Below are 21,616 nucleotides of genomic sequence, written 5' to 3'. Positions count from 1 at the left end.
CCTGCAGCACAATTAGTTTCGTCTTTTTCAACCGGCCGCCGCGGCGCCGCGCAGGCGGCGCGCGTTGCGCGCCTTACTCCGGGCCGCGTCCGCGGTCGGGGTGACGTCCTTGACGAAATCGCCGAGGTATTTGATGGCGCGCCTGCCCTCGGGCAGGATGTCGGCCGCCAACGGGAAGTCGTGAATCTGCCCATCCCAGAGGTGCAGATCGCACCGGATCCCGCTGGCTTCCAGGCGCTTCGCCATCAGCTCGGCGTCGGCGAGCAGCAACTCGTCCGCGCTCGCGTGAATGGTGACCGGCGGCAGCGACGACAGGTCAGCATCCACCGGCGAGGCGACCGTGGACTCTTCCCGACCTTCCACCACCTGTGCGTCGCCGAGGTACTGGGCGAACCTCGAGAAGGCGCGGCGGGTGAACATCGAGCACTTGCGTGCGTTGCGGTGCTTGAGTTTTCGCGCCGGGTCAGCATCCGTGAACGGCGAGACGGCCGCGACCCCGGCCGGCTCCATGACGTCCTCGCGAATCGCCAACAGCGTGGTCATGAACGCCAGGTATCCCCCGGCCGAGTCGCCGGCCACGACGACCCGATCGCCGTCGTAGCCGCGATCCTGTAGCCACCGCAGGCCGTCGACCCCGTCGTCGATGGCATCGGCGATCTGATGCGTGGGCAACTTCCGGTACGCGACGGCGAGCACAGGGGCGTCGGCCGCCTCGGACAAGCGGGTAACCATCGAGCGGTGCGTGTTGAGGCCGCACGTGAGGAACGCGCCGCCGTGCAGATACAGGATCGCCCGGTCCCCAGAGACGCCGGGAGCGCGAATCCACTCCGCGGCGCAGTGCTCGAGCCGCACCGATTCGGTGTGCGCCGCAGATCCGGTACGGGGGAACATGCCCGCCAGCGCGTCGACGTACTCGAACGGCCAGTGCAGGTTGGGCGTCATCGCCCACGCGCGGACCGCGTTCTTCACGATCAGGCGGCTGGCGAGCGACACCGCGACCGACTGCGGGCTATGCCCATGGTGCATGCGCCGTGTCGTCGCCACGCTCGGCAAGATGTGGGCCGGATCGATTGTGCTCACCATGTGTCATCAACTCCTAAGTGGACACCGGGTACCCGGCGTACCCGTTGGCCCCGCGCGCAGCAACTGTCGCGTGCGTCACGTTTGCCGGCGGCGGAGATGGGTACCACTCGTTGATCGCGATCGCGGTTGCCGCGCGGCCTGATTTCGGCCCGACCGGCTGTGTCCGGGCTGCCGAATGGCCCAAGATATGAGCGATGACACACGCAGAGCGCTCCGACTTTTTGCTGGCCGACCGGGTGGCGGTCGTCACGGGCGGCGGGGGCGGCATCGGTTCGGCCACCGCGCGGCTTTTCGCCCGGCACGGTGCGCACGTCGTCATCGCGGACATCGATGGCGAGTTGGCCGGCGCGACTGCCGACGCAATCACGGCGTCCGGCGGCGCCGCGCGGTCCGTCGTCACCGACGTCCGGGATCCCGACCAGGTCGCCCGCCTGGCCCGCGCCGTCCTGGACGGGTATGGCCGGGTCGACGTCCTGGTCAACAATGTGGGCCATTGGCTGCGCCACCCCGGAGACTTCGTCGACACTGACCCGCAGCTCTGGGATGAGCTGTACCAAGTCAACCTGCACCACGTTTTCCTGCTCACCCGGGCGTTCCTGCCCGCCATGGTGGACCGGCACGCCGGTGCGATCGTGAATGTCTCGTCGGTTGAGGGGCTGCGCGGTTATCCGGAGGATCCGGTGTATGCGGCGTTCAAGGCGGCCCTGATCGGGTTCACGCGCAGCCTCGCCGTGCAAGTGGGCCACCACGGCGTACGGGTCAATGCGATCGCCCACGACGTCACCGAGTCCCTGCAAGTGCCCTACTCGCAATGGCTTTCGCCCGACGAGCAGGCGCAATGGCCGCAGTGGGTCCCGGTCGGCCGGATGGGTCTGCCCGAAGATCAGGCCCGCGTGATCCTGTTTCTGGCCTCGGATCTGTCGGCGTTCGTCACGGGTCACACCATCGCGACCGACGGCGGCACCGGTGCGGCCGGCGGATGGTTCCGCTCGTCGCGCCGGCCCGGCCGCGCGTGGACGAATCGGCCGGTCGATCCCTGAGTCTCTGCGGGCGTCCTCAAAGCGCTTGTGCGGGGCGGAATCTGGCCGGATTGTCGGACTGCCGATCGGCGAACATCGACGGGAACAAAGACACGGGCCGCCTAAAGTGGTGGCCCGGCCACGCACGTGACCGGGCCACCACCGATCGCCGCTACTGTTCGGCCTTCTGGCGTGCTTCGTTGATATCGGCGGCCTTTCGGGCGCTTTCGGCCTCAGCCTCCTTCTGCGCGGCCTCGCGCTGCGCATCGGCCTTGTCCTGTTGGGCCTGGCCTTCGCGCATCAGGTCGTCGCGTCCGGCGACCGCGCCGGCGACTTCCTTCACCTTGCCCTCGACTCCCTCGACGACGCCTTCGATGGCTTCCTCGGGACCGCTCCTGTCCGACATACGTATTCCCTCCGTGTCGTGTGTCCTGCTCAGCGTTTATTGCCCAACCGGTCGGTTCCCAAAACCTCGGTCGAAAGTCACCTTCGCCACAGCGCTAATTACTTTGCCGTTCAGTGTGTTTGGTCAGGCCCCACCGGAGTGCCCCGGCGTGTCGGTTACGCTGGTCACTCGATAGCGTGGCGACCCGGTCCGCGGCGGGAGGAGCCGTAACAGTGGAAATGTGGGAGCTAAAGGCCCGTGAGCACATCCGCGACACCCTGGCCCGCTACAACTGGTCCGGTGACGCGGGCGCGCTCGACGGCCTCGCGGAGACGTTCTGCCGGGACGGCGTCCTCGAGATCCGCGGTTTCGAGCCACTGCGCGGGCGATCGGCGATCGCGGAGTTCCTCGGCGGTGTCACCGGAAAGATCGCCGTCGACGTCGGCGTCAAACCGATTGTGCGCCATAACGTCGCGAACGTGTTGTTCACCGAACTCGAGCCCGGCCGGGCGCGCGTCAAGTCTTACTTCACCGTGGTCACTCATATCGGGCTCGACCATTGCGGCCGCTACCGCGACACCCTGGTGCCCGACGGTGACACCTGGCTGATCAAGCACCGCCAGGTGTCGACAGACTGGGCCGCGCCCGACTCGGCGATGGCCCGGTAGCGCACCCGGACGTCGTCGCAACCCATCCAATACCGTTGGCCGCGTATGGTTTTCGTGCCGCGCCGGGGCCGCGGCGAGCCGTCCACGCGGCGGCGACTTCGATCCGCGCACCGGCGTGATGTTTGCCGGAAGCCCCTCACCGGCTACAGACAAGTGTCACACCAACAACTTGCGGTCGCCCCGATGGTGCGTTCCCTCGCGAGGCCCGGGATGACCGATGGTCAGGTGACCAGCGGTCAGAGCCGCACACAAGAGACGAGCGGGTATGCAACGACTCAGTGGGCTAGATGCGTTCTTTCTGTACCTCGAATCCCCGACGCAGCCGCTGAACGTTTGCTGCGTGCTGGAGCTCGACCCCACGACCATGCCCGGCGGCTACAGCTTCGCGCGCTTTCGTGAGGCGCTGGCGGCGCGGGTGGACGCCGTGCCCGAATTCCGCCTCAAGCTGGCCGACAACCAACTGAACTTCGACCATCCGGTCTGGGTGGACGACGACCGCTTCGATCTGGCTCGCCACCTTCACCACGTCGCCCTGCCCTCGCCCGGCGGACCCGAAGAATTAGCGGACATCTGCGGCCACGTCGCCGGTCTGGCGCTCGATCGCGATCGCCCGCTGTGGGAAATGTGGGTGATCGAAGGCCTGCGCGGCGGCGACGCGCTGTCCGTCGTGCTCAAGGCCCACCACGCGGTGATCGACGGCGTGGGCGGAGCCAACCTGCTCGCGCAGTTGTGCAGCCCCGCGCCCGACGGCCCGCCGCCGGAGCCTGCCGCCCGCACCGGCGCGGCGAACCCCCTGCAGATCGCGGCCAGCGGGCTGATCGGGGCGGCGCTGCGGCCGTGGCGGCTGGCCCGGGTGGTGCCGGCCACGGCGCTCACGCTGGCGCAAACGGTGCTGCGCGCCCGCGGTGGCGGTCGCACGATGGCCGCGCCGTTCGCGGCGCCGCCCACGGCGTTCAACGGCCGGTTCACCCGGCGCCGCAACGTCGCCCTGGCCAGCGTCGACCTCGACGATGTCAAAACCGTCAAACAACGGTTCGGCGTGACCGTCAACGACGTGGTGACGGCGATGTGCGCGGGGGCGCTCCGCCAGTTCTTCTCCGACCGCGATGCCCTGCCGGACATCCCGGTGGTCGCCAGCGTGCCGGTGTCCGTGCACGGCAAGTCGACTCGACCGGGCCGCAACCAGACGACCTGGATGCTGTGCCGGCTCGAAACCCACATCGCCGACCCCGTCGAACGCCTTACCCGCATTGCCGGCGGAAACGCCGCGGCCAAGGACCACTCCGCCGCGATGGGCCCTACCCTGCTGCATGACTGGACGCAAGTGGCTGGGCAGACCATGTTCGGCGCCGCGATGAAACTGCTCCCCCGCATCCGGTTGCCCGAGAAGCCGCCGCACAACCTGGTGATGTCGAACGTGGCCGGACCGCGAGACCAGCTCTACTTTTTGGGCTGCCGGCTCGACGCGATGTACCCGCTGGGACCGATCATCGCCGGCGCCGGGCTCAACATCACCGTCATGTCGCTGGGCGGCCGGCTCGGCGTCGGCATCATTTCCTGCCCCGACCTCGTGCCCGACCTGTGGGACCTGGCCGACGCGTTCCCCGTCGCCCTCGACGAGCTGATGAATTCGAACGCGCCGGTCCGCGGCCGAACCTGACCCGAACCCTTTGCTGGCCCGTTCAGCGGAACCCCGTCCCCCCTCGGGGCCGTGGCATGGCAGGGTGACATCCGTGGCAGACACTTCTGGACAGACTCTCGCGGAGCAGGACCTGCGTGAAATCAGCACGGAAAAAGGCGCTTTGCGCTACTACGACACTGGGGACAGCGGCGGTGGTGATTCCGCCCCGGTGCTGCTGTTCCTGCACGGGTCCGGGCCCGGCGTCACCGGGTGGCGCAACTTCCGCGGGGTACTGCCGGCCTTCGCCGAGCGGTTCCGCTGCCTGATCCTGGAATTCCCCGGCTTCGGAGTCAGCGACGACTTCGGCGGCCACCCGATGGTCAGCGCGTTCGCCACCGTCTCGCCCTTCTTGGATGCGCTCGGCGTCGCCAAGGTGCACATCGTCGGCAACTCGATGGGCGGCGGCGTGGGCATCAACTTCGCCACCCACAATCCCGAGCGCGTCGAACGGCTGGTGACCATCGGCGGGATCGGCACCAACATCTTCAGCCCCAGCCCCAGCGAGGGCATCCGGCTGCTGCAGGAATTCGTCGAGGATCCGACGCGCCAGCGTCTGGTCGACTGGCTCAAATCGATGGTCTACGACCAGGGGCTGGTCACCGAGCAGCTGATCGAGGAGCGCTGGCAGCTGGCCACCGACCCCGACACCCTGGCCGCGGCGCGCCGCATGTACGGCAAAGCGGCGTTCGCCGGTATGAACGCCGCGCTGGCCGCGTCCGACCGGCCGCTGCCGTGGGCGGTCATGCACAAGCTCACCGCGCCGACCTTGCTGACCTGGGGCCGAGACGACAGAGTGAGCCCACCGGACATGGCGCTGATCCCGATGCGCACCATTCCCAATGCGGAGCTACACATCTTCCCCAACTCCGGGCACTGGGCGATGATCGAGGCCAAGGAGGCCTTCGAAAGCACGGTGCTTGCGTTTCTTTCGCGCGGCTGATTGCAGGGTGGGTCGCCGTGGACGGCCCCCGCGGACAGCCCATTGTTGCGGGCGACCTATACCGGATCGAACGACGAGATGAGCCACGCGCCATGGACTCTGGCCAGGCTGACCATGACACTACTGGCGGTCTGAACGGGCTCGGGCGCGTCCTTGCTGGTCGTCGTCTGATCTAGAAACACCAACACCCTGGCGGTGTCTGCATGCAGTTCGGTGATCGCCGCACGCTGTACCTCGGCCTTGGTGTTGACCGCCTTCTCTTTGGCCGCCGGCGCCAGAATCTGATCGGTGAATTTGCTGTAGTAGGTCAAAAACTCACCCGTCAGATGTGATTTCGCGGCCACCAGGTCGCCCTCCAACTTGTCAGGAGAATACGAGAGAAGCGCGACGGTCCCGTCGGAGGCGGCACGAATTGCCGACCTCGCGGCGGCTTCGTTGATCTGCTCGCCATCCCGATACTGCCCGAAGTACAACGTGGCCGTGGCCGCGGCGGTACCCACCAACAGCAGCCCGACGAGGACCAACGGCCAGCGCGAGATCGCGCGGCGTATCCAGCCGCGACGCGCGGGTACTGACTTCGCCGCGGTGAGCCGGTCGCCGCCGGCAATATCACCGCCGCGACCCACGTTGTCGCCGTTCGCTATTGCGTTGTCAACTGGCGCGGCGTCCAGAACCTCCAGGTGCCCGATGGTCATGGGACGAACTCCATGCTCGACATCTTGATCTGCCCGCCTTCCCTGGCCAGCTTGAGGCTCAGGCGCCAGGACCGTGGCTGTTCCGCGGCGCCAGCCGTATTGGTGAGGGTGGATCTGGCGGCGACGAGCACAACCGCCGTGTCGTCGGTCATCGACTCGACGGCCGTGCCTTGGACGCTGGTCTTGGTGGAGACTTTCGCGTTCTGTGCAACTTTGGCGAAATCGTCTGCTGCGCGCTGGAATTCGTCCCTGAATTGACCCGTCGTGCTGTCGATGATTCGGTGCACGTCATCCTTGGCGCTGGCGCCGTCAATGGACATCAATGTGACGACGACTTGTCGTGCCGCAGCGGTGAACTCCGCGGTGCGTTGTTGCTTGTGCTCAAGGTCTTGCTGGTGTCGCAGCATCATGGTGCTTGCGGCCAGAAGCGCTGCCGTGCTGAGGACGGCGAGGCAGACGGCGACGGTTGTTCGCCTGGGGCGCCGGAGCCTGCGCCACGTTCTTTGAGGCACCACGCTTCCCGCATCGGTCGCGGCGCCATCCGGCGTTGTTGCGGCAGCGGCGTCCACAATTGCCGAAGAGACCGGTTCAACTTTCGGCTCTGCGGCGCTTGAGGCCCCCTCGACGAGGGCGGATTCCGAGGTTTTCGATGGCACATCGTCGCTCGCCTCGACGTGCCGGCGTGACCGCATGGCTCGTACGCGTGCCCTGGCCGCGGCCGCGAGCGCTTCGGCTCGCGCGGCTTCAGCCTCCGCTTCGGCGAGGGTGGCAGGGTCGGCGTCGAGTTCGGAAGGCGAATTCGGGCCAGACATTGCCGTCCTCTCTCGGTATCCGCCGGCTGCCGGAACCGGGCTGGGGTGGGAATGAACGCGGATTGAAGAAGACAATGTAGCCCGGAAAGCGGTTGACTCCGGCCCGGATTCCCGCTCAGTGAGCACTCGGCTCGCCAGGCCGGATCTCCGCCTCACCAATGCCGGACCGAACACAGCGCCCCCTTGGCGCCGCTCTCGGTCATGACGACGGCCCCGTCCACCGCCAGTTCGCAACGTAAGCGCGGGGCCACCGACGCCGATCCACTGGTGACGCTCACCATCGCCCACTGATCGGGGGACGCCAACATGACGTCGCGCGTCCATCGCCCCCCGGGGCCCAGATCGGCCTCGACTTTGGGGCTGAATAGGTATGGGTTGTGGCTGTATTCGGCCCAGTTGGGTGGGTCGGTGTCCCGGAAATAGATGTCGACGCTCACGGGCCGGTCCGCGGTGACGGTGTAGGTGACGTGGTGCAAGACCGGCTCGTCGGCGTCCGCGGCCGCGGTCCCTCCCACAGCGGTCAGGATGAGTTGCGGCATGACCAGCCCGGCCACGCACCGGCGCACCCGGTTCATTTCCGCACGCCGCGCGATTTAGGTGTCACCACGAACCCAGCGCGGTGCCCCGTCGACCGACAGGCAGGTGAGGAACAGACCGTCGGGCGCCTGCGCGACCGAATTCTCGAATCCCGCACAGCTGGAGTTCTCATCCTTGATTCCGCGCATCGACGGCGAGCGAAAGTACCTGGGTTCGTATCGCCGCGGAGATCCGCAATAGACCAACCGCCCCCAGGAGGTCGTGCCGAACACGAAGTGGGTGGTATCCGGGCACGGCGCGCCCAGCACCACAGCGCCGGCGACCCCCGGGGCGCACGACGGGTCATCGCACGATGACGGATTGGCAGTAGCAAGTGGCACGACGGCCGCGGACGCGGTCATCAGCGTCAGCGCTGCCAGCATCGGTCCCACCGCCCTCCTCCAACCGCGTGGGGCGATTCCGGAGACGCAATGTTCTACTGTGCAAGCGGTTTCATCCATACCGGTCACCTCGCCTTGACCAGTTTGAAGGGCATGGAGATGAACAGTGTCTTGCTGACGCCGCAGGTGCCGCTGACGCCGGTCGTCTCGTCGGCACCGGTCAGAATCGGTGATGCGGGATCAACGGAATCACCGTCGGGACTGGTGGGGGCGAACCGGAAGACCTGAAGGCCGGGCCCTGCCGGCCCGTCCGGGCACGGCTGCCAGTTGTCGATGACACGCTTGACGAACCAGACGCCCCCGGTCTGATAGATCGGAGCACGCCAGCCCCAATCGCTGACCACCGTGCCCGTGCACTCGCTGGGATAGCTACAGGTCGTGCTCACGGTCCACGTGCTTCTGATGCTGGCCTCGTTGCGGAAGATTTCGTTGGTCTTCGCCCATTCCCCGTTGGACGTCGCGATATAAGCGCCGTTGAGCCCCCAGTCGTCGGCGGCGCCGGCCGGTGGCGACGCACCGCCCAGGGCGATCGCCGCGGCTGCGACGGTGGAGGTGACCCCCAACGCGGCAAAGGCTCGCATCGTCTGTATCCCACCATGTTTCGCCGTCCGAATCATCCGGATGAGCCGCGTGATCATGTGGGGAAGAGGTCCTTCCACGATCGTGTCCCGGCATGAGCGACCAGATCCGACTGGCGATACACCGAGCCGTCCGGGGTGGCGTAGCGGCCGGTGCGTGGGTCGTAGGTCGCGATGGCAACCGACGGGCCGGGCCCGTGCGGCACATATGCACTCGGGGCGGTGTGGGGAGCGATTCCGCCCGGATCGGGAGGCGGCGGCCCGGGCTCAACGGGCGGCAGCGGCGTCCCCTCCACAGGTCCGAAGATCTGGTCCCCGAAAGTGACGCGATCGTCGGGCGGGATGCCCTGCGCGAGGAGGCTCGGATCGATGGGGTAGGGACCGAGGACGTGCTGCCGGATCGCCAGCGGCTCGAAGGGTTTATCGCTGTTGCAGATTTCGACGGTCGGCGCGCGCTTGCCGGGATGCCCCATACAGGGGTAGTTGCGAGCCCCGCGAACCCCGATGGGTGAATCCTGCGGCAGTTTGCAATACAAGCCATCAGGTGTGTCGATCACCGAAGTGTCCTCGGGTGATCGCCATGACGACGGAGGCAGAAAGCCAACGGTACACGCAGGCGGATCGCCGATTGTCAGTGTGAAATCGCCGAGAGAGAAGCCGGTGGGATTGTTCTTGGGGGCGCCGTAGGACTGGGTGCTGGCGATCGTGGGTGGCAGCAGGACCAACAGTTGCTCGAGCGATGGGTGATATGTGACGCCGACTTGACCGAGGGTAGTGAGGTTCGCCAAGAGCATTGGCAGCGTTGGCTTTACCTGGTCGAACAAGCGCGACGCCTCGTCGGCGGCCCCCGGCGCCGTATGCAACAGTGCACGTGTCTGCGCATCGTCGACGACCAGCTGTCGGCTGATTCCTGCGAGGCCGCGCGCCCAGGTCCGGATGGCGTCGGTGGAGCGCGCCTGGCCGTCCAACAGAGGGCCGCCGTCATCGATGAGCGTGCGCGACCGCTCGGCGTTCGCGTTCACGTCGCCGATCACTCGCGACGACGAGTCCAGCAGCGACCCGAAGTCGAACCCGGATCCGTTGAATGCCCGGAAGGTTTCGTCGAGCAGACCGCCGACCTTCTCCGTTGGGACGCTGTCGATGAGAGAGCTGACCTGATCCAGCATCGGTCCGACAGCCTGTGGAATCGAGCTGTTCGCCGCGGCGATTATCGAGCCATCGTGCAGATAGGGCGCCGCAGCGGTCAGAGGCTGCAAATCCACATATTGTTCGCCGACGGCGGACACACTGAGCACGGCCGCGTGCAGATCCGCGGGAATTTTCGGGGCGGTCTTCAATGACAATGTCGCCTCCGCACCGGTGCGCGTGGGCCGTACATCGGTGACCTTCCCGACCTCCACTCCTCGGTAAGTCACGTTCGAAAACCGGTAGAGCCCACCGGTTCCCGGCAATTCAAGGGTGACCGTGATGCGCCCGACTCCCAGCAGGGTCGGCACTTGCAGATATTCGACGATCATCACGGTCATGCCGATGACAGCCGCGATCGTGAAGATGATCAGCTGGGTTCGGACAAAGCGTGTCAACATCAGCGGTCCCCCACATCCTGCGGCACGAAATCGGTCGGCGCCGGGATTGGTGGCTTCGTCATCGGTGGAGCGGCCACGGGCGCGGGGCCCGGATTCGGCCCGGCGAGCGGAGGCATCGCCACCGCATTCGGTGGTGCGACGAGCGGAGCATTGAGTGGATCTTTGGTGAAGGTGCTGTACCAGGGGTCCCCGGGCGCGGGCACCAACTGGGCGCCTTCCTGCCCCCACCGGGTGCCGAGTAACAGTCCCCTCTTCAGCCGCGGGATCGTGAAATCGAACGTGATGAACTCGTTCAAATAGTCGCCTCTAATCGCGCGATCGATGAAGTTTTGTGGGTAGGGATAGGCCGGCGCGAAGGCGAGCACCGTGTCCAGGCTGGGACCGACGTCGGCAAGCGCGCGCACGGTCGGCTCCAGATTTTTGAGGTTGGCGACCAGATCGGCTTGAGTGGACTTGACCAATCCGGTGGCGGTGTTGCTGAACACCCGGAACTTCTCGAGCGCGGTCGTGATCCGCGGACGTTCTTTGATCAGCACATCCAGTGCGGGCGGGATCCGTTGCAGCGCAGCGGTGACCACCCCCTTTTGCCCCGCCACGGTGCCTGCCAGCGAGTTGAGCGCTGTGATGGATGCGTTGATGTTGTCACGCTGGGTGTCGAGAACGCCGACGAAGTCGTTCAGGTGGGTGAGCAGGTCGCGGATTTTGTCTTCGCGCCCGCCCAGCGCCGCGTTGAATTCATTGACGAGGACGCCGACCTTACCCAAGCCTCCCCCGTTGACGACGACCGACAGTGAGGACAGCGTCTTTTCGGTGGACGGATATGTTGACGAGCGCTGCAGGCCGATGGTCGCACCGGGCTCGAGTCTTCCGGTCGCCGGTTGGCCGGCCGGCGGTTTCAGTGCCAGGTGCATCGAGCCCAACAGGCTGGTTTGGCCGACGCTGGCCACCGCGTTGGCCGGAACCACTGTGTCGGGGCGCACCGAGATCTCGACGTCGGCATGCCAGTTCCGCAGCGTCATCTTCCCGACGCTGCCCACCACGACATCGTTGATCAGCACCGGTGAATTCGACTCGAGCGTACCGACGTTGGCGATTTCGACGTGGTAGGTCGTCGCTCCCGGCCCGCGCCCTGCGGTGCCGGGAAGGGGCAGCGAATTCAGACCGCCGAACGCGCACCCGGTCGCGGTCACCGCCACCCCTAACGCGATCGTCGCGATGCGGCACATCATTCGAGCGCTCGTCATGGCGTCCCCCCGGCTGGCGGCGGTGTTGCGGTCATCGGCGGCCCTTGGGCCGGCAGCAACATGTCCTGCAGATTGGCCGGCGCGGGCGCCGGCTGCTCCGGCCTGGGCACGCCAGGCGGAATGGGAGCACCCCGGAACAACGCCGGCGAGGGATCCGCGGGTAATCCGTTGGGCGCGTACGCCCCCGGCGGACCCGGTGGCGCTCCCCACCCCGCCGGCGGCGGCATGTCATCGGCACCCGTGTAGGCCGACACGGCCGGCGGCTCCGGCGGGAGCGGAGGGACGCCCCCCGGGCCCCCGGGCGCCAGATTCGGGTCGGAGTACACCAGATTCTCCGGGCTCGGCGACTTGGACAGGTAGGCATTGAACGGCATCGGCAAGTAGTTGAAGTTGATCAGCCGCAACGCCGGGCCGAGGTACTGTGCGCACAGCTTGCCGGTTTCGGTGGCGGTGGCGTTCTTGACGGCCCCGAGCGCCGAGCAGATCAAGGTCACCGGGTTGGCGAAGTTCGACATCGCGAAGGCACCGCGGGCGGTTCCGCTGTCGGGGCTGTAAATGTTGTAGCCGTTGGCGATTGCGTTGGGCGCCACGTGCAAAAGGTTCTCCACGCCCATCCGGTTGTCAGTCAGGTTCTTCGTCACGTTCGCCAGTCGCGCGATCTGCTCCGCAGTCTGGTCTCTGCTTCCGGCGATGAATCGCTTCACCTCGCCGACCGCCGACGACAGATTGGTGAGCGCGGCGTCCAGGTCCGACCGGTTGTCATCGACGATGCTGGTCACGGTGGCGAGTCGGTCTTGGAACTGGACTATCTGAACGTTGCTGTCTCGCAATGCGGTAACGAAGATCTGCAGGTTCTTGATGATGTCCGCGATGTTGCCGCTGCCAGCGGCAAGGATGCGGCCCACATCGGACAGTTGGCTGATAGCCTGCCGAAGCTTGTCCCCGTTCCCGGCCATCGCGTTGGCGGCGCTGTCGATGAAGCGGCCGAGGGACGTGGTCGAGACGCCGTTGGCCGGACCGAGGTCCGTCGCCAACCGCATCAGTTGCGTCTTGACTTGATCCCACTCAACGGGCACCGCGGTGCGATCCGCGCCGATCACCGCACCGTCCGCCATGACGGGTCCACCGGACCCGCTGGCCTCGTACGCCGGGGTCAATTGAACGTAGCGTGCGGCGACAAGGTTCTGCGCCACGATCACCGCTTTCGCGTCGGCCGGGACCGGCACGTCGCGGTCGACCGCGAGTGTCATCTTGGCCTGCGTACCCATCGGTTCGATGGACTTGATGGTGCCCACTTTGACACCGACCACTCGGACCTCGTCCCCGGGATAGATCGCCGTTGCCGAGCTGAAATATGCGGTGATCACCTTCGGCCCGAAGAACTCCCGGTGCACCAGAAAGAACGTGCTGGCGACGAGAAGCCCCACCAGGACTGCCATCAGCCCCTTGGTGAGGTGCGGTCTTTTCGCCCCCATCATCGCCCTCCGGGGATAGCGTTGTGCGGCCACGGGAATTCGGCCCGCGGACCGGCGTTATCGGGTGGCTGCCCCGCATTGGCGCCCCGCCGGAACCCGAACGCATAGTCCAGAAACGGCTGCAGGGCTTGCGCCGGCAACAAGTTTCCGACGAATGCGTTGTAGTAGAAGCCGTTGTTAACCGATTCACCCTGTGTTACTTGGTATTTCGCCAGCCCGACAATGGCCTTGGCGATGTTGTCACGATTCTTCTCCAGCATCGCCGTGACCGAGTTGAGTTTCTCCAGCGTCGGCGCGAGGTCTTTTTCGTTGTCTGCCACCATGCCGGACAGCTGCTGAGCGAGCGCCGACGTGTTGGCGAGCAGATTGACCATTGCGTAGCGGCGCTGATTCAACACCCCCATCAGGTCGTTGGCGTTGAGCAACAGGGCGTTGACCTGTTGGCTACGTGCCGACAGGATCGCCGTGACGTCGGTGGCGCTCTTGAGCAAGCCGGCCAACGATTCGTCCCTGCTGTGCAACGAGCGCGACAGCCGGCTCAGGCCGTCAAAAGTCGAGCCCAGGTTCGGTGCGATCCGGTCGATGGTCTCTGCCAGTGTGTCCAGCGACCGATTGAGCGAGGCGGTGTCCGTCTGCGCGGTGTTACCCGCGAAGTCGCTCACGGCGTCGGTCAACGAGTAGGGCGACGACGTCCGCGACACCGGGATGACGTCGGACCCACGCATGACGCCACTACCGGCCGGCTCCACCGCCAGCATCCGCGCACCCAGCATCGTTCCGGTCCTGATGTGCGCTGAGGTGCTCGTCCCGAGGCGCACCTTGGCATCCAGGGTGAAGGTCACCAACGCCTTTCCGCGGCTGAGTGCGACGTCGGAAACCGTACCCAGTTTGACGCCGGACACTCGGACGTCATTGCCGGCCGTGAGGCCACCGGCCTCGGCGAACAGCGCTTGGTATCGGATGGAGGTTGTCATCGACACCAACTGCTGGGGGTGCAGGCCGACGGCGACAATCAGCACGACCAGCACGAAGCCGATGAAGCCGGACCGGATGAGGTGGGGACCACGGTATTTCAGCATCAGGGCTCCGCGCACCTTCCAGTGTTTTGGGTGATCCAGGGGTACACGGCAGTGCGGCCCTCGAGGTCGCTGACCCGGATGGAAATTCCGCAGAGGTATTGGTTGATAAAGCTGCCGTACGCGCCGAGCCGGACAAGTTTGCGGTAATTCTCGGGGGCCCGCTGCAACGAAAGATCCAGCCGCGCTTTGTCGCTGTCGAGCAGCGGGGCCAACCGGTTCAGTTCGTCAACGGTTCCCGCCAACGGCCGACGCGCCTGGGTGAGCAGATCGGCCAACGATGCGGTCCCGTCATCCAGCGCCTTGATGGCGTCACCGATGGGGTCACGTTCTTGGGACAAACCCGTGATGAGTTGTTCCAGACGGTCCACGGTCCCGGAGAACTTGTTGCCGTCCTTGGACACCGTGGTGACCACCTGGTTGAGATTGTCGATCAACTGCGCTACCACCTGGCCGTTGTCCGCCAGCGCAGTCGAGAACGCGGAGGTCCTGGCGAACAGCGACTCCACGTCACCGCTGCTGCCCTGCAGAATCTGCAACAGTGAGTGGGTCAATGCATTGACTGCTTGCGGGTTGAGCCCCTGGATCACCGGTTTCAAGCCCCCCAGCAGCAGGTCCAGGTCCAGCGCCGGCTCGGTGCGGCTTTCGGGGATCTGTGATCCGGGCGGTTGGATCTTGGCGGAGCCGGGCGCGTCGAGCAGATCGAGGTAGCGGTCACCAACCAGGTTGAGATATCGCACCGCGATCCGGGTGCTGGTGGTGAGCATGACTTCGCGGTTGGCGTCGAAGGTCACCAGGACCGAGTTGTCGGGCCGCAGTGACACGCCGTTGACCGTCCCGACGCGAATCCCTGCCGCGCGCACCGAATCACCGCGTTTTAGGCTGGAGGCGTCACTGAACACCGCCGAATAGCCATTCGTCGCACCCGTGCGGTACTGGCCGAGGATCGCGAACAGGGCCGCGGTCAACAGCAGCGTCACCACGGCAAACGCTCCGAACTTGGCGGCGGTCCCCCACGCGCTTCTCATCCGGGCTGCCCAATCTGCGGGGTATTGCGCGGTGGGCCGTCAATCGGGCCGAACAGCATCTGCTTCAGACGGTCAGAGTTCAACAGAATTCCCTGGTTTCCGTACTGCGCCTGATTGGCATCGATGTCGGTGACCAGGTACGGCGGGCGCTGGCCGAAGCCGACCTCGGGCAGGCCCATGCATTGTGGACCGCCTGTCGCTGCGACCTTGGGCAGGTTTTGCGGATAGCGGTAACGCTCGGTGCCCAACAGGAACGAATCCAGCAATAGGACACCGGGCACGGGCAGCGGGGGTCCGGTGGCCAATGGCTTGAGACCGGCCAGAGCGCAGGTGATGGCCTGGTTGTACTTGTTGGTCAGGTCGGTCGTAGGGACCAGCAGATGCATGACGGTCTCGAGCGGCCGCGCGTTTGTTGACACCACGTCATTTCCGATGTCCGCCAACGCGATTGTGCTGACCAAAAGCGCGTCCAGATCACGCTGCCGATCGACGACAGTGTCGCTGATGCGTGTCCCATTCTCTATGGTGCTGACCAGATCGGGTCCCGCATCGGCATACGCGTCGAGCACCCGGGGAGCCACCGCCAATTCGTGGCTCAGGGTACGCAGGCTGGGGTCTATCTTGGTCAGCAGCGCGTCGAGATCGGCGAGTGTGTGGCCGACTTTTTCGCCGCGGCCGCCGAAAGCCTGCGCCAGCGCCCCGAGGGCTTCGTTCAGCTTCTCCGGTTCGATTCTGGACAGCACCGAAACCAGTTGTTGGAACACGGTGTTGATTTCGACGGTGACATGCTCGGAGTCCAGAATCTGGCCGGCTCTCAACGACTGCGGAGACGGCTCGCGCGGCGGGATCAGCTGAACGAACTTCGACCCGAACACCGTCGTCGATTCGATGTCGACCCGCGAATTGGCCGGAATCAAGTGCAGCCACGATGGGTCCATCGCCAAGTGGATGGCGGCCCGCCCGTCGGGCAGGTTCTCGACCGAGGAAACCCTGCCCACTTGCGCGCCGTGCAGCTTCACCTTGGCACCCGGATTCATCACCAGACCCGTGCGCGGCGACAACACCGTTACCGCAACCGATTCCGTGGCACCGCCTCGAAAGAGAAAAATGGTTCCCGCCACGATTGCGCCGATTGCGCCGACGGCGGCCAGACCCAGCAACGGGCGGACAACGGAGTTCGACACCGGATTCTCCCCTAGCCCGAGAGGTTGAAGTTTCCGTTGGCCCCGTAGATGGCCAACGAGACCAGCAGGGTCACCGAGACGACGACGATCAGTGAGGTCCGTACCGCGTTACCCACCGCGACGCCGACACCCGACGGACCTCCGCTTGCGAAATAGCCGTAGTACGTGTGGATCAGGAGGATGGCCAGAGCCATCAGGATCGCTTGCAGAAACGACCAGACCAGGTCCGCAGGATTCAGGAAGGTCGAAAAATAGTGACTGTAGAGTCCGCTCGATTGTCCCAGCACTACTACCGTCGTGAACTTGCTGGCGACGAACGACAAAATCACCGCGATCGAATACAGCGGTGTGATCGCCAGCATCCCCGCGATCAGCCGGGTGCTGACCAAGTACGAAACGGGCCGAATCCCCATGCTTTCGAGCGCGTCGATCTCTTCGTTGATCCGCATGGCGCCAAGCTGCGCAGTTACACCCGCGCCGAACGTGGCCGCCAAGCCGATCCCGGCGACGATCGGCGCCGAGATCCGAACGTTGATGAAGGCCGACAAAAAGCCGGTCAACGCCTCGATACCGATGTTGCCCAACGAGCTGTACCCCTGGATGGCCAACGTGCCGCCCGTGGCCAAGGTGAGAAATCCGACGATCGCGACCGTCCCACCGATCATCGCCAATGTCCCTGCCCCCATACTGATTTCGGCGGACAGGCGGATGATCTCTCGTCGGTAGCGGGTAAGCGCAAACGGTGTCCCGGCGATCGACCTTCCATAAAACTGGACGTGGTCACCGATGGCACCCAGCGCGGTGATGGGTTTGTTGATGTCACGGGCCAGATTCGGGTAGGCCGCTCGCAACGCCATCGTCGCTTACTTCGCTGTCATCTGAATACCGATGGCCGTCACCACGACGTTGATGACGAACAACGAAATGAACGCGTAGACCACCGTCTCGTTCACGGCATTGCCCACCGCCTTCGCGCCGCCGCCACTGATCGTCAGTCCGCGATAGCATGCGACCAACCCGGCGATCAGACCGAAGAGCAGTGCCTTCACCGACGAGATGATGAGTTCTGGGACCCCCGTGAGCAAGGTGATCCCGGCAGCGAATGCCCCAGGGTTGACATCCTGGACGAACACCGAGAAGAAGTAGCCGCCCAGGATGCCGATGATGCAGACGACGCTGTTGAGCAGTAACGCCACCACTCCGGACGCCAGCATGCGTGGCGCCACCAACCGCTGAACCGGATTGATACCCAACACTTCTAGTGCATCGATCTCTTCGCGGATGGTTCGAGAACCCAGGTCCGCACACATTGCCGTGGCGCCCGCGCCGGCCACGATGAGCACAGTGACCAATGGGCCCACCTGCGTGACCGCACCGAAAGCCGCACCTGCCCCGGACAAATCGGCCGCACCCAACTCGCGCAGCAGGATGTTCAGCGTGAAGCTGACCAGCACCGTGAACGGGATGGCTACCAGCAGCGTAGGCATCAGTGATACCCGCGCGACGAACCAGGACTGGTCCAAAAACTCCCGGCCTTGAAAGGGCCTGCGGAACAGGAATTTTGCCGCGTCGGCGGCCATTTTGACCAGACCCCCGACGGCCTGGAAGGGTACAGCCACGTGCCCGCCGAACGCCGGGCGCCCCACGGTCCAGCGGAGCGACGCATTGGCCACCACTCGAACTGACCCCTTCTATCTCACTGCCGCTTCCATAGCACTGCCGCCGCGGTGAGAAAGCTCCAACGCGCCAAGTGGCGCGGGCGGCGAACTGTCCGGCGGAAACCTTCCCCGAAAAGTGAGGCTTGGAACACAGTGCGTCCCGCCTACCGGGAGGACTGAAGGACAGTGTCGGCCAGACGGAACACTATCGCTGAGTGACCTCTGCCCAGCGCCTCATCACATGCTCCGGTGATGGACGAGTCCGCCCTGCAAAGATTGGGCCCCGCATGATTCGGCGCAGTCGGCTGGCTGCCGTGGCGCTCAGCATCTGGTCAGCTCTGTCGGCGATGCTTCTCGCACCGGTCGCGCACGCCGAAATGCGCACCGGCAATTACGAGCTGGCGATCACCGGCAGATACGACTTTCACACCTGGGTTTGGACGATTTCGTCGTGTCCCGGCCAGTGCGTAACCGTGCAGGCGATACCACGGCCTGTCGCAAAGGCTTTCGAGTACCGCGGTTCGGCGCAACTCGTCGACGGTCGCTATACCTTGACCGTTGACGTGCCGGACGGTCTGCGATGTGGCGATGTCTACTACGGCCCCGTCATCCCCACGCGTGACGTCTACTCATGGGATGCCGTGACGTTGGCCGGTTCCCTCGATTCATCGTTCGCCGCGGGATGCAACGGAGGCCCCGGTGGTACCTATACGTATCCCTTTGCCCTGGTGCGGATGTAGCTGGTCGCGTAGCCGCCGAGTGTCCAACGTGCACCGCTCGCCCGGTGTGTGACCGAAATGGCTCCCGATGTGCGGACATCGACCTCCAACTTCTCACCTGGCCGCCTTGATGATGGTCGCGGCAAAGCGTCAGCGGAAGGGGCAACGGATGGACGCAACAGACGAAGAGGAAGTAGTCACTTACGAAGTGGCCGGCGAGGTCGCAGTCGTCACGATGAACCGTCCCCGCTTTCGCAATGCGCAGAATTCGGTGATGACCTATGCCCTCGATGCCGCGTTCCAACGCGCGGTCGATGACGACGAGGTCAAGGTAATCGTCCTGGCGGGTGCCGGCGAGCACTTCAGCGCCGGCCACGACCTTGGGACCCCCGCCCACGACCACCACGTCAGGTACGACAATCGCGCCGTGCTGTGGTGGGACCACATCGGCAAGCCGGGTGGCGATCAGCGCTTCGCCCGCGAAATGGAGGTCTATCTGGGAATGTGCCGACGCTGGCGCGAGATCCCGAAGCCGAGTATCGCCATGGTGCAGGGTGCTTGTATTGCCGGCGGCCTGATGCTGGCCTGGGTATGCGACCTGATCGTGGCAGCCGACGATGCCTTCTTCAGCGACCCCGTTGTGCGGATGGGCATTCCCGGCGTCGAGTACTTCGCCCATCCCTGGGTGCTGGGGCCGCGCTTCGCCAAAGAGATCCTCTTCACCGGCGACAGGTTTGGCGCGCAGCGCGCCTACGAGGTCGGCATGGTCAACCGGGTAGTGCCGCGCCGCGAGCTGCAGCGCGAAACGCTCAGCCTCGCAGCGCGTATCGCCGCAATGCCCCGCTTCGGTCTGGCGTTGACGAAGCGGTCGATCAACCAATGCGAGGACCACATGGGGCTGCGCAGCGGCATCGACGCCGTCTTCGGTCTGCACCACTTCGCCCACGCGCACAACGCGGAACTCGGCGTGGGCTCACTCGGCGGCATGGACATCAAGGCGATGGCCTCGACCGCTGAATTGGAGCCCGAGCGCCATGCTTAGTCATCACGTGCGCGACGAGCTGGCTGCCGAGTTGGCGCAGGCGGAGCGGAGTGGTGAGCCGATCGCCCCGTTGACCGCCGCCTATCCGGAGATCGATGTGGTCGATGCGTATGAGATTCAGCTGATCAATATCCGGCAGCGGGTTGCCGAGGGGGCCCGGGTGTTGGGTCACAAGGTGGGGCTGTCGTCGTTGGCGATCCAGCAGATGATGGGTGTCGACGAGCCGGACTACGGGCATTTGCTCGATGAGATGCAGTTGTTCGAAGACACCCCGGTCAAGGCGAATCGCTACCTGTATCCGCGGGTGGAGGTCGAGGTCGGTTTCGTGTTGAACGCGGACCTGCCGGGCGCGGGGTGCACCGAAGACGATGTGTTGGCCGCGACCGAGGCGCTGGTGCCCTCGATCGAGTTGATCGACACCCGCATCACCGATTGGAAGATCGAGTTGTGCGACACCATCGCCGATAACGCCTCGTCGGCCGGTTTCGTGCTGGGGCGGGCCCGGGTTTGCCCCCGCGAGATCGACGTCAAGGGGATCGATGCGGTGTTGCGCTGCAACGGTGAGGTCGTCGCGCAGGGCCGCACCGACGCGGTTTTGGGCAATCCCGTCACCGCGGTGGCGTGGCTGGCGCGCAAGGTCGACGGGTTCGGGGTGCGGTTGCGCAAGGGTGATGTGGTGCTGCCCGGCTCGTGCACGAAAGCCATCGACGCGCACCCCGGCGACGACTTCATCGCCGACTTCGCGGGCCTGGGCTCGGTCCGGCTGTCTTTCGAGTAGGAGGAATTCACATGCCGTCGAAGGCGAGTGTGGCCATTGTCGGGTCGGGCAATATCAGCACTGACCTGTTGTATAAGTTGTTGCGCTCGGAGTGGCTCGAGCCGCGCTGGATGGTGGGCATCGACCCCGACAGTGAGGGTTTGACGCGGGCCCGCAAGCTGGGTTTGGAGACCACCCATGAGGGGGTGGACTGGTTGTTGGCCCAGTCGGACAAGCCCGATCTGGTGTTCGAGGCGACCAGTGCTTACGTGCACCGCGACGCCGCCCCTAAGTATGAGGCTGCTGGTATTCGGGCTATCGATTTGACGCCGGCGGCGGTGGGTCCGGCGGTGATCCCCCCGGCCAACCTGCGCCAGCATTTGGATGCACCCAATGTCAACATGATCACCTGTGGTGGGCAGGCCACCATCCCGATCGTGTATGCGGTCTCGCGCGCGGTGGCCGACCTTGGTGGGGTGCCGTATGCCGAGATCGTGGCCTCGGTGGCCTCGCTGTCGGCGGGCCCGGGTACGCGGGCCAACATCGATGAGTTCACCAAGACCACCAGCCGCGGTGTGGAGAGCATCGGTGGGGCCGCCCGCGGTAAGGCGATCATCATCTTGAACCCGGCTGATCCGCCGATGATCATGCGCGACACCATCTTTTGCGCGATCCCCGAAGACGCCGACCGCGACGCGATCGCCGCCTCGATCCACGACGTGGTCACCGAGGTGCAGACCTATGTGCCCGGTTACCGGTTGCTCAACGACCCCCAGTTCGACGACCCGTCGATCAACTCCGGCGGCCAGGCCCTGGTCACCACGTTCGTCGAAGTCGAGGGCGCCGGCGACTATCTGCCCCCCTATGCGGGCAACCTGGACATCATGACCGCCGCGGCGACCAAGGTCGGCGAACAGATCGCCAAGGAGTCCTTGAGCGCGACGGCCGGAGGAGCGCAATCATGAGCCGCGCCAACGACGATGCAGAGCGCAGCGATGAGGAGGAGTGG

23 protein-coding genes are annotated in these 21,616 nt (G+C 65.4%); 8 read left to right on the top strand and 15 right to left on the bottom strand.

Annotated elements, in window-relative coordinates; all coding sequences use genetic code 11:
- Positions 1-27: 27 nt before the first annotated feature.
- The gene (locus ACZ50Z_RS07440; protein ID WP_464482962.1) at positions 28-1,083 is read right to left on the bottom strand and encodes an alpha/beta hydrolase; all 1,056 of its coding nucleotides are present in this window, start codon (positions 1,081-1,083) and stop codon (positions 28-30) included.
- Between the two features lie 194 nt (positions 1,084-1,277).
- Between ACZ50Z_RS07440 and ACZ50Z_RS07435 the strand changes: the two genes are divergently transcribed.
- Positions 1,278-2,123 (top strand): SDR family NAD(P)-dependent oxidoreductase, encoded by an 846-nt coding sequence (locus ACZ50Z_RS07435; RefSeq protein WP_464482961.1) that lies wholly within the window; start codon positions 1,278-1,280, stop codon positions 2,121-2,123.
- Between the two features lie 151 nt (positions 2,124-2,274).
- Here ACZ50Z_RS07435 and mbp1 read toward each other — a convergent pair whose 3' ends face one another.
- Complete coding sequence (gene mbp1, locus ACZ50Z_RS07430) at positions 2,275-2,508, bottom strand: microaggregate-binding protein 1 (protein ID WP_464482960.1); 234 nt, start codon at positions 2,506-2,508, stop codon at positions 2,275-2,277.
- A gap of 212 nt (positions 2,509-2,720) precedes the next feature.
- On the opposite strand from mbp1, the gene ACZ50Z_RS07425 reads away from it, so the two are divergent.
- From ACZ50Z_RS07425 to ACZ50Z_RS07415, 3 genes are all read left to right on the top strand, one after another.
- The gene (locus ACZ50Z_RS07425; protein WP_464482959.1) at positions 2,721-3,155 is read left to right on the top strand and encodes a nuclear transport factor 2 family protein; all 435 of its coding nucleotides are present in this window, start codon (positions 2,721-2,723) and stop codon (positions 3,153-3,155) included.
- 265 nt (positions 3,156-3,420) lie between these two features.
- A complete protein-coding gene (locus tag ACZ50Z_RS07420; RefSeq protein ID WP_464482958.1) occupies positions 3,421-4,815 on the top strand; it encodes a WS/DGAT/MGAT family O-acyltransferase in 1,395 nt (464 codons plus the stop codon).
- 73 nt (positions 4,816-4,888) lie between these two features.
- Positions 4,889-5,776 (top strand): alpha/beta fold hydrolase, encoded by an 888-nt coding sequence (locus ACZ50Z_RS07415; RefSeq protein WP_464482957.1) that lies wholly within the window; start codon positions 4,889-4,891, stop codon positions 5,774-5,776.
- A 56-nt stretch (positions 5,777-5,832) separates the two neighbouring features.
- Here the strand turns inward: ACZ50Z_RS07415 and ACZ50Z_RS07410 are convergent, their stop codons facing one another.
- From ACZ50Z_RS07410 to ACZ50Z_RS07350, 13 genes are all read right to left on the bottom strand, one after another.
- Positions 5,833-6,471 carry a twin-arginine translocation pathway signal gene (locus tag ACZ50Z_RS07410; protein WP_464482956.1) on the bottom strand — a complete coding sequence of 213 codons (639 nt, stop codon included), beginning with the start codon at positions 6,469-6,471 and terminating at the stop codon, positions 5,833-5,835.
- Complete coding sequence (locus ACZ50Z_RS07405; protein WP_464482955.1) at positions 6,468-7,283, bottom strand: hypothetical protein; 816 nt, start codon at positions 7,281-7,283, stop codon at positions 6,468-6,470. The genes ACZ50Z_RS07410 and ACZ50Z_RS07405 overlap by 4 nt, the downstream gene beginning before the upstream one ends.
- A 152-nt stretch (positions 7,284-7,435) precedes the next feature.
- Positions 7,436-7,858: a hypothetical protein gene (locus tag ACZ50Z_RS07400; RefSeq protein ID WP_464482954.1), complete on the bottom strand. Its 423-nt coding sequence runs from the start codon at positions 7,856-7,858 to the stop codon at positions 7,436-7,438.
- Between the two features lie 18 nt (positions 7,859-7,876).
- Positions 7,877-8,242 carry a hypothetical protein gene (locus ACZ50Z_RS07395; RefSeq protein ID WP_464486128.1) on the bottom strand — a complete coding sequence of 122 codons (366 nt, stop codon included), beginning with the start codon at positions 8,240-8,242 and terminating at the stop codon, positions 7,877-7,879.
- An 83-nt stretch (positions 8,243-8,325) separates the two neighbouring features.
- Positions 8,326-8,841 carry an Rv2253/PknI dimerization domain-containing protein gene (locus ACZ50Z_RS07390; protein WP_464482953.1) on the bottom strand — a complete coding sequence of 172 codons (516 nt, stop codon included), beginning with the start codon at positions 8,839-8,841 and terminating at the stop codon, positions 8,326-8,328.
- Positions 8,842-8,894: 53 nt separating this feature from the next.
- The gene (locus tag ACZ50Z_RS07385; protein WP_464482952.1) at positions 8,895-10,424 is read right to left on the bottom strand and encodes an MCE family protein; all 1,530 of its coding nucleotides are present in this window, start codon (positions 10,422-10,424) and stop codon (positions 8,895-8,897) included.
- Positions 10,424-11,650 (bottom strand): MCE family protein, encoded by a 1,227-nt coding sequence (locus ACZ50Z_RS07380; protein WP_464486127.1) that lies wholly within the window; start codon positions 11,648-11,650, stop codon positions 10,424-10,426. Before ACZ50Z_RS07380 ends, ACZ50Z_RS07385 begins: the two co-directional genes overlap by 1 nt.
- Before the next feature lie 14 nt (positions 11,651-11,664).
- A complete protein-coding gene (locus ACZ50Z_RS07375; protein ID WP_464482951.1) occupies positions 11,665-13,107 on the bottom strand; it encodes an MCE family protein in 1,443 nt (480 codons plus the stop codon).
- A gap of 35 nt (positions 13,108-13,142) precedes the next feature.
- Positions 13,143-14,222, bottom strand: coding sequence for an MCE family protein (locus ACZ50Z_RS07370; RefSeq protein WP_464482950.1), 1,080 nt, complete (start codon positions 14,220-14,222; stop codon positions 13,143-13,145).
- Complete coding sequence (locus ACZ50Z_RS07365) at positions 14,222-15,247, bottom strand: MCE family protein (RefSeq protein WP_464482949.1); 1,026 nt, start codon at positions 15,245-15,247, stop codon at positions 14,222-14,224. Before ACZ50Z_RS07365 ends, ACZ50Z_RS07370 begins: the two co-directional genes overlap by 1 nt.
- Positions 15,244-16,431 (bottom strand): MCE family protein, encoded by a 1,188-nt coding sequence (locus tag ACZ50Z_RS07360; protein WP_464482948.1) that lies wholly within the window; start codon positions 16,429-16,431, stop codon positions 15,244-15,246. Before ACZ50Z_RS07360 ends, ACZ50Z_RS07365 begins: the two co-directional genes overlap by 4 nt.
- A gap of 11 nt (positions 16,432-16,442) precedes the next feature.
- Complete coding sequence (locus tag ACZ50Z_RS07355) at positions 16,443-17,288, bottom strand: ABC transporter permease (RefSeq protein WP_464482947.1); 846 nt, start codon at positions 17,286-17,288, stop codon at positions 16,443-16,445.
- 6 nt (positions 17,289-17,294) lie between these two features.
- Entirely contained in the window at positions 17,295-18,104 is an 810-nt protein-coding gene (locus ACZ50Z_RS07350; RefSeq protein WP_464482946.1) for an MlaE family ABC transporter permease, read from the bottom strand.
- A gap of 272 nt (positions 18,105-18,376) precedes the next feature.
- On the opposite strand from ACZ50Z_RS07350, the gene ACZ50Z_RS07345 reads away from it, so the two are divergent.
- The 4 genes from ACZ50Z_RS07345 to ACZ50Z_RS07330 all read left to right on the top strand — a co-directional run bounded on the left by ACZ50Z_RS07345 (position 18,377) and on the right by ACZ50Z_RS07330 (position 21,572).
- Positions 18,377-18,829: a hypothetical protein gene (locus ACZ50Z_RS07345; protein WP_464482945.1), complete on the top strand. Its 453-nt coding sequence runs from the start codon at positions 18,377-18,379 to the stop codon at positions 18,827-18,829.
- A 148-nt stretch (positions 18,830-18,977) separates the two neighbouring features.
- The gene (locus ACZ50Z_RS07340; protein WP_464482944.1) at positions 18,978-19,850 is read left to right on the top strand and encodes an enoyl-CoA hydratase; all 873 of its coding nucleotides are present in this window, start codon (positions 18,978-18,980) and stop codon (positions 19,848-19,850) included.
- Positions 19,843-20,628 carry a 2-keto-4-pentenoate hydratase gene (locus tag ACZ50Z_RS07335; RefSeq protein WP_464482943.1) on the top strand — a complete coding sequence of 262 codons (786 nt, stop codon included), beginning with the start codon at positions 19,843-19,845 and terminating at the stop codon, positions 20,626-20,628. Before ACZ50Z_RS07340 ends, ACZ50Z_RS07335 begins: the two co-directional genes overlap by 8 nt.
- Positions 20,629-20,639: 11 nt before the next feature.
- On the top strand, positions 20,640-21,572 hold the full coding sequence (locus tag ACZ50Z_RS07330; protein ID WP_464482942.1) for an acetaldehyde dehydrogenase (acetylating): 933 nt from the start codon (positions 20,640-20,642) through the stop codon (positions 21,570-21,572).
- The last annotated feature ends 44 nt before the right edge of the window (positions 21,573-21,616 follow it).

This window comes from Mycobacterium sp. NTMscope_MAC_269 (assembly GCF_976985695.1).
This window is presented reverse-complemented; position numbering and strand designations above follow the sequence as displayed.

What these genes read in the sequence shown, in the direction of transcription:
- ACZ50Z_RS07440 (WP_464482962.1), bottom strand. Translation starts at nt 1,083, where the DNA reads ATGGTGAGCACAATCGATCCGGCCCACATCTTGCCGAGCGTGGCGACG.
- ACZ50Z_RS07435 (WP_464482961.1), top strand. Translation starts at nt 1,278, where the DNA reads ATGACACACGCAGAGCGCTCCGACTTTTTGCTGGCCGACCGGGTGGCG.
- mbp1 (WP_464482960.1), bottom strand. Translation starts at nt 2,508, where the DNA reads ATGTCGGACAGGAGCGGTCCCGAGGAAGCCATCGAAGGCGTCGTCGAG.
- ACZ50Z_RS07420 (WP_464482958.1), top strand. Translation starts at nt 3,421, where the DNA reads ATGCAACGACTCAGTGGGCTAGATGCGTTCTTTCTGTACCTCGAATCC.
- ACZ50Z_RS07410 (WP_464482956.1), bottom strand. Translation starts at nt 6,471, where the DNA reads ATGACCATCGGGCACCTGGAGGTTCTGGACGCCGCGCCAGTTGACAAC.
- ACZ50Z_RS07405 (WP_464482955.1), bottom strand. Translation starts at nt 7,283, where the DNA reads ATGTCTGGCCCGAATTCGCCTTCCGAACTCGACGCCGACCCTGCCACC.
- ACZ50Z_RS07400 (WP_464482954.1), bottom strand. Translation starts at nt 7,858, where the DNA reads ATGAACCGGGTGCGCCGGTGCGTGGCCGGGCTGGTCATGCCGCAACTC.
- ACZ50Z_RS07395 (WP_464486128.1), bottom strand. Translation starts at nt 8,242, where the DNA reads ATGCTGGCAGCGCTGACGCTGATGACCGCGTCCGCGGCCGTCGTGCCA.
- ACZ50Z_RS07390 (WP_464482953.1), bottom strand. Translation starts at nt 8,841, where the DNA reads ATGCGAGCCTTTGCCGCGTTGGGGGTCACCTCCACCGTCGCAGCCGCG.
- ACZ50Z_RS07385 (WP_464482952.1), bottom strand. Translation starts at nt 10,424, where the DNA reads ATGTTGACACGCTTTGTCCGAACCCAGCTGATCATCTTCACGATCGCG.
- ACZ50Z_RS07380 (WP_464486127.1), bottom strand. Translation starts at nt 11,650, where the DNA reads ATGTGCCGCATCGCGACGATCGCGTTAGGGGTGGCGGTGACCGCGACC.
- ACZ50Z_RS07375 (WP_464482951.1), bottom strand. Translation starts at nt 13,107, where the DNA reads ATGGCAGTCCTGGTGGGGCTTCTCGTCGCCAGCACGTTCTTTCTGGTG.
- ACZ50Z_RS07370 (WP_464482950.1), bottom strand. Translation starts at nt 14,222, where the DNA reads ATGCTGAAATACCGTGGTCCCCACCTCATCCGGTCCGGCTTCATCGGC.
- ACZ50Z_RS07365 (WP_464482949.1), bottom strand. Translation starts at nt 15,247, where the DNA reads ATGAGAAGCGCGTGGGGGACCGCCGCCAAGTTCGGAGCGTTTGCCGTG.
- ACZ50Z_RS07355 (WP_464482947.1), bottom strand. Translation starts at nt 17,288, where the DNA reads ATGGCGTTGCGAGCGGCCTACCCGAATCTGGCCCGTGACATCAACAAA.
- ACZ50Z_RS07345 (WP_464482945.1), top strand. Translation starts at nt 18,377, where the DNA reads ATGATTCGGCGCAGTCGGCTGGCTGCCGTGGCGCTCAGCATCTGGTCA.
- ACZ50Z_RS07340 (WP_464482944.1), top strand. Translation starts at nt 18,978, where the DNA reads ATGGACGCAACAGACGAAGAGGAAGTAGTCACTTACGAAGTGGCCGGC.
- ACZ50Z_RS07335 (WP_464482943.1), top strand. Translation starts at nt 19,843, where the DNA reads ATGCTTAGTCATCACGTGCGCGACGAGCTGGCTGCCGAGTTGGCGCAG.
- ACZ50Z_RS07330 (WP_464482942.1), top strand. Translation starts at nt 20,640, where the DNA reads ATGCCGTCGAAGGCGAGTGTGGCCATTGTCGGGTCGGGCAATATCAGC.